Here is an 11,230-nt window from a genome sequence, read left to right as displayed (position 1 = left end):
TAAAAAAAATAAATTTGCTGTCATCTGTCACAGATTGTAACTTAACTGTTTGATTATGAAAAGTTAATGGCGTGACAGCAACATGGTGACAGCACTGTGACGGCAATAATGCTGTCACTGCAAAGCAAAGAAGAGATAAACACACTGCAAAGACGGTATGGTAGAGATGCATACCCAAATCAAGTAAAAATCACAGATGAAGTTTCATTGCCTGAATAGTATTAACCACAGGCAGATAAGCTATTTTATTTATTACCCCTGTACTTACGGGGCGGGACCTGCCTTGTAATCGATAGTTTCAAGCCTTGAAACTATTGGTTTTGCGGTTCGAAACTACAGTTTCATCGCCTTGAAACTGTAGTTTCTCTTGCTTGGAACTATTAGTTTCTTACTGATGAAACTATAGTTTCACACTGATGGAACTTTAGTTTCTCACCGATGAAACTATTCTCCCGTGTAGTTGTTTACTTATTTGTCTTATATAAAATTCTATTGTAACTAAAAAGCTTGTCATTTATTATCTTTCTTTTCAGAAAAAAGAAGTATATTTGCAATCAAGGACCGGACCTTTGACAGCCGGACTTGTATTTATAGGACATTTAATTTATCTAACAGGAAACTAGCAATTTTCAAACAGATGATAAATCAAATGTCCGTGCCAAGCTTATATCCCTATCGATATATAAGTTCTGGTGCGGGCATACTGTATTTTCATCTGTCGGTTTTGCTAGTACCGCTGTTGGGAAATATATGTATCGTTCGCACCTTTTTTATATCCGGTTGCGACGTATACATCTAAAAACAAACGAGTTATGGCAACAAAACAATGGATTGGTATTGAAGAAGCGGCAACCAAGTATCAGGTATCTACCAGACGTATTATTACTTGGTGTGAAAGGCAAGAGATTATTTATTCAGAAATCGGTGATTATCTGATGCTTGATGAAAACAGTCTGACGGATTGTCTTGAACGAAATATTCGGTTCAGTCTTTCCGAAGAAGAACACAAACGCCGGATGGATGAGAAGATGAAGGAAAATGAAGAGGAATTTTTTCTACTTCAATCACTGAAAGAGTTAACCCCATTGATCCGGTTAATAATAAAGGAGCTTGCCGGAATGATAAGGAATGATGAAAGACGGCAACTATTTCTTTATACCGTCTTACAAGGAAATATTAAGGATTTTAGTATCCGGAAACGTATGAAATATCGTCAAGCACAGAAGGCATTTGAAGGACTTGTGCAGGAAATAAAATCTCAAGCGGGATTCCTTAGGACGTATAAAGAAGAAAATATCCGTCTTAAAGCAACAGTACGGGCGTATGAAATGAAATTCCGCCAAAATGGCTTTGATAATGATATGTTCATGAGAGAGGCGGAAGAAACGAATCCGGAAATTTTTATTCCCGAAGATATAAAAGCGGCAAAGGCTTTACTTGATACTCCTATCACAGAATTGAAATTCGATATTCGGTCGCAGCGGATCATTTCTGAAGCTGATATAAAAACACTTCGAGAACTGCTACAAATCACTTCTCAATATGGGTTTAGGAAGTTGCGTGATATGTTACGGAATTTCGGGCTGGTTTCACAAAAGAAAGTGGAAAAACGCTTGAAAGAGCTGAATGTACTGGACGTTGCCGGCAACTGCAATTTATATAGGTATCTGGATGAATGACACAGATTGGGCTGGAGTGTTTCTTTGATAGTATAATAACATGGCTGATTTCTTCAAAAATCATTAAAATAGAAAACTTTTCTTCGTTTGTATTGTCTTATAGCCATAAACTTTTAAAACGAAAACTTATGGATGATATGATTAACAGGCATGATTCGATAGCCGAGGAAAATATCGAGCCGAATGGTCGTCCGGCTAAGGACCAGTTTGAGGAATGGAGCGGCGAGGTTGCCGACCGTGCCGATGACGCATTTAAGAATGACAAGAAAGACGGTCCCATTAAAGATCGTGAGAAACGTATAAAAGAAATGGACGAAGTGATTAAAAAGGACCTTGAATAAAGGTCCTTTTTTTGCTATTTATGCAAAAAAAAGGAAGTCTGATTTGTCGGGATATTATTTGATTGTAATTTCTATTTGTATATTCTTGGGTATAAGCTCTACTCCATATTTTTTCTTGAACATAGCTTTAGCTCTTTGTACCGAAGTGTCATTGGAGGGATTACGGCTTGATACAATAATAGCCTTTTTTTTAATTGTATGGTTGGGGGCTGATAATTGCTGGATACTGGCTTCCAGTTGTTCAACAGCATGAGGCAGATCTTTCCCCTTTAATTCAACAAAATATTCGTTGTGACAATGGTCGAGTATCAGGTAGTCACATCTGATGCCATCAGTAATTTGGCAACCATCAACCTTTATTTTTGTGAGTAGATGCTGATTGGGATTTGAGAAAACGCATTTGCATTTATTTTCTTTTACTACCAGCAACTTATCTGTTACTTCCCATGTGCAGGCTTGTTTGAATATTGCCATATTATTCTAAATCTAATAATGAAGAAAAAATCCTTCCCTGTTCATCTGAAGTAGAGTCTATTTGGTCGGCGACAATGATGTTATATTCTTTATCTAAGATAGAAATGATATGTCCTTTTTCTATCTTATAGGCAGTAATTTTATTAAAGTCAACCCAGCTGCTTTTAGGCATGAGTGCTGCAATCTCTTCTTCTTTTTCCGGGTGTAACTTAGATACGTTACCGGCTTCTAGCATATTGTTTAAAGCCGACAGTAGATATGGGCTATGAGTTGTTATTGTCAGCTGATGACATTCTTTTACTATGTGTTGGAGCAAAGCAATTTGAGTTTCAGGAAAGAGATTAAGTTCCGGTTCTTCTATTACGAAGTGAGTGTCCGATTGCTCCTTGGTGATGTAATCAATAACCATGAGTAAGGGTACGACGGATTGAATACCCGACGATGCGTCTTTGAATGGAATGATTTTATCATAATTGCTTAAAACTAGATTCTCACTAGCCTCACGGACTTGGAATATTATATTGAAAATAGGAACTTGATAATTTACGAATAGGTTCTTTGCTTTTTCATAGAAAGAGGCAAATTCCAACAATGTGACTGGTATAGGTGCTTTGGACAACACCAAAGTAGCTATGGAGCGGGAGAATGTACTAATGAAGAAGCGTTCTGCCGGAATGTATAAATTATGGCTTGTCGAATGGTACGAAAAAGTGAAATTGAAGGAACCATCTTCGTAGGTGATATCTCCTTGTTCTGAAGAATAACTAATATAGCTGTCCGGATTAAAATACGAAATAATATTGTACTCGGAGAACTTAGTCATTAAATAGTCGGAATCAACCTTCAAAACTTTATCCCTACTATTCTCGAAGATAGTAATTAGTTTGGCCACTGTGCTCTTTCCGGCTCCTTGTTCACCTATGAAGATATTGAAGTCTTTCAATGCAATATCTGCTGAAGCGATAGCTCCAAAATTACGAATGATAAGTTTGCGCTCCATAATTATCAAATAACTTGGTTCTGATTCGTACAATATAATTACTTCAAGAAGGCTATCAAAAAAGAGCAACTCTTTTGGAAATTGCTCTTTTAAAAAGTGGAGCGTATCGGACTCGAACCGATCACCTCGACACTGCCAGTGTCGCGCTCTAGCCAGATGAGCTAACGCCCCTTTTCTATCTTATATGATAACGTTTGTAAACGAATCTTTTTTGTTGCCGCAAATATAATGCATTATTCTGAAATAATTGCTATGTTTGCGGTAAATAATAGTATGAAATTAAGATATGCTGATTTATAATACAACTTTTCAAGTGGACGATGACGTTCACGACAATTTCATGATTTGGATAAAAGAGAGTTATATTCCTGAAGTACAGAAACACGGTGCGTTGAAGGCACCCCGCATTTGCCGGATATTAAGTCATCGGGAAGAAGGAAGTGCGTATTCTTTGCAATGGGAGGTGGAAAGCAGTGGGTTACTGCATCGTTGGCATTTGGAACAGGGAGTACGTTTGAATGACGAACTGGCAAAAATATTTAAAGATAAAGTGATCGGGTTTCCGACCCTGATGGAGGTGATAGAGTGATTCAACCGGTAAAAGAAAAGATAATCCTGGGGATTGACCCCGGTACGACAATCATGGGATACGGTGTTCTAAGAGTGAAAGGAACCAAGCCCGAAATGATTGCGATGGGGATTATCGACTTGCGTAAATTTGCCAACCACTATCTGAAACTTCGCCATATCCATGAACGGGTATTGAGTATTATTGAAAGTTATCTGCCTGATGAGCTGGCTATTGAAGCGCCTTTCTTCGGTAAAAATGTACAATCGATGTTGAAGTTGGGCCGTGCACAGGGGGTAGCGATGGCAGTGGCGTTGAGCCGGGATATTCCGATTACGGAATATGCTCCTTTGAAGATAAAGATGGCTATCACCGGAAACGGGCAGGCATCAAAAGAACAGGTAGCGGATATGTTGCAGCGGATGTTGCGCTTTCCCAAAGAGGATATGCCTACTTTTATGGATGCAACAGATGGATTGGCGGCAGCCTATTGTCATTTCCTGCAAATGGGGCGGCCGACCATGGAAAAAGGTTATAATAGCTGGAAGGATTTTATAGCGAAGAATCCGGATAAGGTGAAGTAAAGCGACTGATTATAGGGATAGATATAAAGGAAATATCTAGGGGAGGTTTAAATGAAGATGGGAAGTAATTATTTAGCAATATTAGGGGTGACTACAGTGACAACAGTAATGAGCTGCTCCCCTGCGAAAAAGGAATATGCTTCTTTTGAGCTGTATCCGGTTCGTACGGGAAGTCTTACGGAAATGGAATATACGCCGTTGGCAACCAAATTTTATCTTTGGTCACCAACTGCAGAAGAAGTACGCCTGATGCTATATGATGCCGGTGAAGGCGGACATGCTTATGAAACAGTAAAGATGGAGCCCACAGAAGATGGAACCTGGACAACTTCAGTAGATGAGAACCTGCTTGGCAAATTCTATGCCTTCAATGTAAAAATCAATGATAAATGGCAGGGAGACACGCCGGGAATCAATGCCCATGCTGTCGGAGTGAATGGGAAACGTGCTGCCATTATTGACTGGAAGACTACAAATCCCGAGGGATGGGAGAGTGACAGACGTCCTTCTCTGAAATCTCCTGCTGATATGATTATCTATGAAATGCATCATCGTGACTTCTCGGTTGATTCTACTTCGGGAATTAAGAATAAAGGTAAATACCTCGCATTGACTGAACACGGGACCATGAATTCAGATAAGTTATTGACCGGTATCGATCACTTGATAGAACTGGGAGTGACACATGTACATCTTCTTCCTTCCTCTGATTATGCTTCTATCGACGAAACAAAACTGGAAGAAAACCACTATAACTGGGGATATGATCCGGCGAATTATAATGTGCCGGATGGCTCTTATTCAACTGATCCTTATCAACCTGCCACTCGTGTGAAAGAGTTCAAACAAATGGTACAAGCACTGCATAGAGCTGGTATCCGTGTGATAATGGATATGGTTTATAATCATACTTTTAATACCGTTGAAAGTAATTTTGAACGTACTGTTCCCGGTTATTTTTATCGTCAGAAAGAAGACGGGACATTGGCAAATGGTTCCGGATGCGGTAATGAGACGGCAAGTGAACGCCCTATGATGCGCAAGTTTATGATAGAGTCCGTTCTTTATTGGATAAAAGAATATCATATTGACGGTTTCCGTTTTGACTTGATGGGAGTGCATGATATTGAAACCATGAATGAGATCCGGAAAGCGGTGAACAAGGTTGATCCTACCATTTGTATTTATGGAGAAGGTTGGGCAGCCGACACTCCCCAATATCCGGCAGATTCGTTGGCAATGAAAGGGAATGTTTCCCACATGCCGGGAATTGCCGTATTCTCGGATGAATTGCGTGATGGGCTTTGCGGACCTGTGTGGAAAAAGGAGAAAGGGGCTTTCCTCGCCGGAGTTCCGGGAGCAGAAATGAGTGTTAAATTCGGAATTGTGGGTGCTATTGAGCATCCGCAAGTACGGTGTGATTCTGTTAATTATAGTCAGAAACCGTGGGCGGAGCAGCCTACCCAGATGATTAGCTACGTTTCCTGCCATGACGGTTTGTGCCTTGTTGATCGCTTGAAAGCAAGTATGCCGGGCGCTACTCCCGAGCAACTGGTCCGGCTTGATAAGCTTGCGCAGACGGTAGTCTTCACTTCGCAAGGTATTCCTTTTATCTATGCGGGAGAAGAAGTGATGCGCGATAAACAAGGGGTGGATAATAGTTATAAGAGTCCGGATGCAGTCAATGCTATTGATTGGCGACGTAAAACGACGAACGGAGATGTTTTCATGTATTATAAGCGACTCATAGATCTGCGTAAGTCCCATCCCGCTTTCCGTATGGGAGATGCGGAAAGGGTTCGGAAACATCTGGAGTTTCTTCCGGTGGAAGGACAAAACCTGATTGCATTCCGCCTGAAGGATCATGCGAACGGAGATAGTTGGGAAGATATTATCGTGGCGTTTAATTCCCGTATGACTCCTGCGCGTTTGGAAGTGCCTGTTGGTAAATATACAGTGGTATGCAAAGATGGCGTGATAGATGTGCGTGGATTAGGTACGCAAACCGGGTCGGAAGTAATTATTCCCGGACAGTCTGCATTGATTATGTATAAATAGCTTTAGTCATTATTTGTCATATCAATAACGGCTTTCTTTCTAATTTAGATTCTTGTTTGTAACAAGTCTAATTCTGTTTGTTACATCTGTTGTTCTTTATATTCACTCGGTGAAATTCCGTAAAAGTCTCTGAATGTATTGGAAAAATGAGAGAGGTTGGAGAAGCCTGTAGCGTATGCAACTTCCGAAACGCTTAGATTCTTCTCACGTAGCAGATTGGCAGCTTGTTTCAGTCTGATAGAACGAATGAAATCTCGTGCTGACTGATTAGTCAACTCCTTTAATTTGCGGTGCATATGTACGCGGCTCATTCCAACGTTGGCTGCCAGCATCTCTACATTAAGGGTAGGGTCGGCAAGATGGTCATTGATGGTTTTCATTACTTTACTCATCAAGATCTCATCATTGGACTTCATTTCTATCTTTGTTATTTTTTCTTCTACTTGTTGTTCACCTACCAGTTTGCCGCGCAGTCTTTCCCGATTGGCTATCAGATTACTGATAGTAGTTCGTAATAATTCAGTGTTGAATGGTTTTACGATATAAGCATCTGCTCCAATTTCAAGTCCTTCGATTTGGTCTTCGGCTTTCGATTTGGCGGTTAATAATATAATAGGTATATGATTGATATTGATATTCTGTTTTATTTTCCGGCAGAGAGTGATTCCATCCATTTCGGGCATCATAACATCACTGATGACGAGATCGGGTTTCTCCTTCAAAATGGTTTCCAGTCCTTCCCGTCCATTTGTACATTCGTAGATACGGAAATCACTATCCAGTTCGCTACGTATGTAGCGACGTATTTCTTCATCATCTTCTACGATTAAGACGCGATAACGTGTTTTTGCTTTGGGTTTCCTGTACTCGTTAGTTTTGTTTTCTTCTTCCGTTTCATAGATGGAATCTTTGGGAAGTTGGGAGATTGTTGGTTCGCTTCCGGTTTCTTCAGGATTTTCCAGTTCCTCTGCTTTCAAGTGATTACTACCTAACGGCAGGCGGATGATGAAACGGGTTCCTTGTCCGTCTTCGCGGTTTTCTGCTTTGATGATGCCGTGGTGCAGTTCCACTAACGACCGTGAAAGATGCAGTCCGATTCCTGTACCGAAATTAGATTGTGTCATGTCGTTGTCAATCTGATAGAAACGTTCGAATATTTGTTCTATTTTGTTTTTGTCAATACCGATTCCGTTATCGGTGATATCTATCTCGAAATAATCTTTCAAAGCACCCCGGTAGGCATCGTTGTGACCGGTTTTCAATAACACTTCGATATTTCCTCCCTCATGTGTATATTTGAAAGCATTGGAAAGGACATTCATCAATACTTTGTCAAAGTTATTTAGATCAATCCATACTTTCAGAGAATCAGCACCTTCCAGTTCTTTTTCGAAAGTAAATGTGATGTTCTTTTTTTGCGCTTGATAATTGAATGTTTGCATCAAGTCATTGATAAATCCTACGATGTCTGTTTCCCGGAATTTCAGATGCATTTGTCCTTTGTCCAGTTTTCGTATGTCCATCAGTTGATTGATCAGACGTAGAATACGTTGGGCATTCCGGTAAATCATGAGATAAACCGGTTGTTTCTCGGAATGTTCGGCTAACAGTTTCTCTAACGGGCTGATGATAAGAGTCATCGGGGTACGTATTTCATGTGAGATATTAATGAAGAATTGTAATTTGGCTTCGTTAATCTGTTCCATGTGTTTTTGTCGCATCACTTCTTGCCGGTGGCGGATACGTGACAGAATATACATGGTAAGAGCATAGATTAGTAATGCTCCGAGGCATCCCCAGATTACTTTTGCCCACCAGGTCTGGTACCAGGGTGGAGTGATGGCAATAGTAACTGTGCGGATATTAGAGAAATTATTATGGTCGCGTGCCTGTACGGAGAAAGTGTATTTCCCCGGTTTCAGACTGCTATAAGTCACCCGGTTTGTTCCCGGTTGCGTACTGATCCATTCATCGCCTAATTCTTTTATCTTATATTGATAACTAATCCGGTCGGGATTGCTGAATTCCAAAACAGAAAAATCAATGCTGAATGTATTTTCATTATATGCCAGTGTAAATTGCTCGGTATCCATGACAGCAGTATCAGTGATGACATTGTTGCCGGATTTATCCCCTTTTTTCACAGGGCGGTTAGCAACGTGAAAGCCGGTAATCAATACATTCATTTCTTTTTTGATTTCGGTGATATCCTGGGGGTAGAAAGCTGTTACTCCATTGGTACCTCCAAAAAATATCTTGCCGCGTTTATCTTTAAATACAGCAGTGCGCGTAAACTCATTTCCTTGCAGACCGTCGCCTGCATAATAGTTGATAAACTTCTTTTTCGGAGGATTCAGTTTGGAGATTCCCTGATGGGTACTGATCCATATATTTTTTTTCTCGTCTTCAGCCAGGCCGCAAATAATATCACTGGGGAGTCCATCGGCAGTAGTGAAAAGTACAGGTGTTAGTCTGTCTTTATTCAGGCAGACCAATCCTTCGGAAGTACCAGCCCAGATCTCTCCATTACTACTTTCCAATAAACTGTAAACGACATACCCGGGGAGGAGATTGTTTTGCTTTTTATAATTGATAAAATTGTCCGTTTGAGGATTGAGTACGGCCAGACCTTTATAAGTGCCGATCCATATCATTCCCTCTCTATCTTCCAGTAGGTAGCTGATCCAATCGTTTGGAAGTCGGTTGATGCTCCAGTCATCGTTTTCGTTGCGGGTAGATTCGTAATAGGTGACATGTTGAGTTGGTAAATTGATTTTGTATAAGCCCGAACCATAAGTACCCACCCAGAGATTCTTGTTTTTGTCTTCAATGATGCAGGAAACTTTGGGCTTGCCTGCGTTAAGATTTCCTTGTAAAAGCGAGGTGGCATCTTGACATGTTCCGGTTTGTTTGTTCATCCGTGCCAGACCATTGAAGTAAGATCCTAGCCAAAGTTCCTGATTGGAATCTTCATAGAGACATAGGATAGTGCCGGGGACAGATTGGGGATTACCTGCCTGATGGGTGTAATGGCGTAATTGTTTTCCCTGATCGTTTATGGCATATAATCCGTCGTTATCCGTACCTATCCAGATTGTAGCTTGTTCATCTGTATGAATAGCCATAACACAGCTGGAACCAATGGTGTTGTTGTGTATTGATTTGTAGCCGTAGTAGTCGAACTTATTTGAAATGCCGGGCACTAGTATCAAACCTTTCTGAAAAATGCCCAGCCATAAATTGTGATCTTTATCTTCGATTAACGAGTGAACCTTGGATTTGGAGAAGTCAAAGGGACCCGCATTAATCTCACTGTCCACAATAATATCTTGTTGAGGCTGATATTCTTTTACTCCTTCACCGTCTGTTCCTATGATAAGTTTTCCACGGGTATCAATGATGAGAGTCCGGATATTCAAATTCATCCGGTTTTGGTAGAGGACAGGTTCGAAGTTTCCTTCCTGCCGGGATGATAGTCTGAAAAGACCTTTTGTCAAGGTTCCTACGAAAATTTGTCCGTGTGCATCCTCACAAATGGCAGAAACGTCATCACCTGCTATATGATAAGGTGCTTTATAGCTTTTAAGCTCTTTATTTTCCGGAGAATAACGGTAAAGTCCTTTTTCTTCTGTAGCAATCCATAAATTTTGCCGGGAATCTTCGAAAATGACATTCAGGTAGTTACTACCTATCCGGTCTGTCAGTTCGGTTTCGATATGGAAGGAGGCGGGATTGCTGTTCTTTTTTAGGGATATGGCGCCTTGTCCGGAAGTTGCTATCCAAAGATCTCCGTTCCGGCGTTCAATAATGGAAGTGATATGAGGATTCTTTCGTCCGTCTTTCCGAGAGATGAATAATTCGTGAAAGTTGTCTGTGGCGCGGTCATATCGCTGTAAGCCATTGATGCATCCGATCCAGAAATTACCGCGACTGTCTTCGAATAATGTCCGTACATAGTTGTTTTTCAAACTGGTGCTATCCGTAGCATTATGTCGATAGATCGAGAAACGTGTCCCGTCGAATTTATTAAGTCCGTTTTCGGTAGCTATCCAGATAAATCCTTTCCGGTCCTGATATACGGCATTGATCAGACTGTTGGAAAGTTCTTTGTCTGTTGAATAGAATTTGCCGGTCTGTGCTTTCATAACAGGAGTGCTTCCTATCAGGAAATAGTATATGGAAAAAAGGAATAGGATTTGTGCTTTCATACTCATTAATATAAGCAGGGTTTATTGGTGCTTTTTATATAGACAAAGATACTATATTAAATTAAAATAGCATTAGCTTTGTTACTTTTCCTTTTACTGATGTTACGTGCAAACCCTTTAGGGATGCTTCTGGGAGGGGTATGTAACGGGTGTGCAATAGCTTGTAACGTACATGCAAGTGTATGTAACCGCCTGTCAATTGCTTGAAACAAAATCTCCACCTATGCTTGATATATTATCCATAAATTTGCATTAACCAAAAAAATGAATTGTCGGACACCTTAAAATAATAACTGCTTATGGAAACATGAATTCCTT

8 protein-coding genes and 1 tRNA gene are annotated in these 11,230 nt (G+C 40.5%); 5 read left to right on the top strand and 4 right to left on the bottom strand.

The window, feature by feature from the left end; all coding sequences use genetic code 11:
• Positions 1-812: 812 nt before the first annotated feature.
• A complete protein-coding gene (locus tag BSCG_RS24840; RefSeq protein WP_008774782.1) occupies positions 813-1,679 on the top strand; it encodes a hypothetical protein in 867 nt (288 codons plus the stop codon).
• A 128-nt stretch (positions 1,680-1,807) separates the two neighbouring features.
• On the top strand, positions 1,808-2,020 hold the full coding sequence (locus BSCG_RS24845) for a hypothetical protein (protein ID WP_004304389.1): 213 nt from the start codon (positions 1,808-1,810) through the stop codon (positions 2,018-2,020).
• Between the two features lie 54 nt (positions 2,021-2,074).
• Here the strand turns inward: BSCG_RS24845 and BSCG_RS24850 are convergent, their stop codons facing one another.
• The 3 genes from BSCG_RS24850 to BSCG_RS24860 all read right to left on the bottom strand — a co-directional run bounded on the left by BSCG_RS24850 (position 2,075) and on the right by BSCG_RS24860 (position 3,665).
• Entirely contained in the window at positions 2,075-2,494 is a 420-nt protein-coding gene (locus BSCG_RS24850; RefSeq protein WP_004304388.1) for a hypothetical protein, read from the bottom strand.
• Position 2,495: 1 nt separating this feature from the next.
• Positions 2,496-3,494, bottom strand: coding sequence for an AAA family ATPase (locus tag BSCG_RS24855; protein ID WP_004311410.1), 999 nt, complete (start codon positions 3,492-3,494; stop codon positions 2,496-2,498).
• 97 nt (positions 3,495-3,591) lie between these two features.
• Positions 3,592-3,665, bottom strand: a tRNA-Ala gene (locus BSCG_RS24860).
• A 115-nt stretch (positions 3,666-3,780) separates the two neighbouring features.
• Between BSCG_RS24860 and BSCG_RS24865 the strand changes: the two genes are divergently transcribed.
• From BSCG_RS24865 to pulA, 3 genes are read left to right on the top strand one after another with little or no spacing between them, the layout of a single operon-like run.
• Positions 3,781-4,083 carry a DUF4286 family protein gene (locus tag BSCG_RS24865; protein WP_004304386.1) on the top strand — a complete coding sequence of 101 codons (303 nt, stop codon included), beginning with the start codon at positions 3,781-3,783 and terminating at the stop codon, positions 4,081-4,083.
• Complete coding sequence (gene ruvC, locus BSCG_RS24870) at positions 4,080-4,646, top strand: crossover junction endodeoxyribonuclease RuvC (RefSeq protein WP_004300848.1); 567 nt, start codon at positions 4,080-4,082, stop codon at positions 4,644-4,646. Before BSCG_RS24865 ends, ruvC begins: the two co-directional genes overlap by 4 nt.
• A gap of 51 nt (positions 4,647-4,697) precedes the next feature.
• Positions 4,698-6,704, top strand: a complete 2,007-nt coding sequence (gene pulA, locus BSCG_RS24875) for a type I pullulanase (RefSeq protein WP_008774781.1) — start codon at positions 4,698-4,700, stop codon at positions 6,702-6,704.
• Between the two features lie 80 nt (positions 6,705-6,784).
• Here pulA and BSCG_RS24880 read toward each other — a convergent pair whose 3' ends face one another.
• Complete coding sequence (locus tag BSCG_RS24880) at positions 6,785-10,918, bottom strand: two-component regulator propeller domain-containing protein (RefSeq protein ID WP_008774780.1); 4,134 nt, start codon at positions 10,916-10,918, stop codon at positions 6,785-6,787.
• Between the last annotated feature and the right edge of the window lie 312 nt (positions 10,919-11,230).

Source organism: Bacteroides sp. 2_2_4 (assembly GCF_000157055.1).
In the GTDB taxonomy this organism is placed as follows: Bacteria; Bacteroidota; Bacteroidia; order Bacteroidales; family Bacteroidaceae; genus Bacteroides; species Bacteroides ovatus.
The sequence above is the reverse complement of the archived record's forward strand: the minus strand, read 5'-3'. Positions and strand labels throughout refer to the sequence as shown.

Excerpts from the sequence above, each read along its gene's own strand:
- BSCG_RS24865 (WP_004304386.1), top strand. The coding sequence starts at position 3,781 with ATGCTGATTTATAATACAACTTTTCAAGTGGACGATGACGTTCACGAC.
- BSCG_RS24845 (WP_004304389.1), top strand. The coding sequence starts at position 1,808 with ATGGATGATATGATTAACAGGCATGATTCGATAGCCGAGGAAAATATC.
- BSCG_RS24840 (WP_008774782.1), top strand. The coding sequence starts at position 813 with ATGGCAACAAAACAATGGATTGGTATTGAAGAAGCGGCAACCAAGTAT.
- BSCG_RS24850 (WP_004304388.1), bottom strand. The coding sequence starts at position 2,494 with ATGGCAATATTCAAACAAGCCTGCACATGGGAAGTAACAGATAAGTTG.
- BSCG_RS24855 (WP_004311410.1), bottom strand. The coding sequence starts at position 3,494 with ATGGAGCGCAAACTTATCATTCGTAATTTTGGAGCTATCGCTTCAGCA.
- pulA (WP_008774781.1), top strand. The coding sequence starts at position 4,698 with ATGAAGATGGGAAGTAATTATTTAGCAATATTAGGGGTGACTACAGTG.
- BSCG_RS24880 (WP_008774780.1), bottom strand. The coding sequence starts at position 10,918 with ATGAGTATGAAAGCACAAATCCTATTCCTTTTTTCCATATACTATTTC.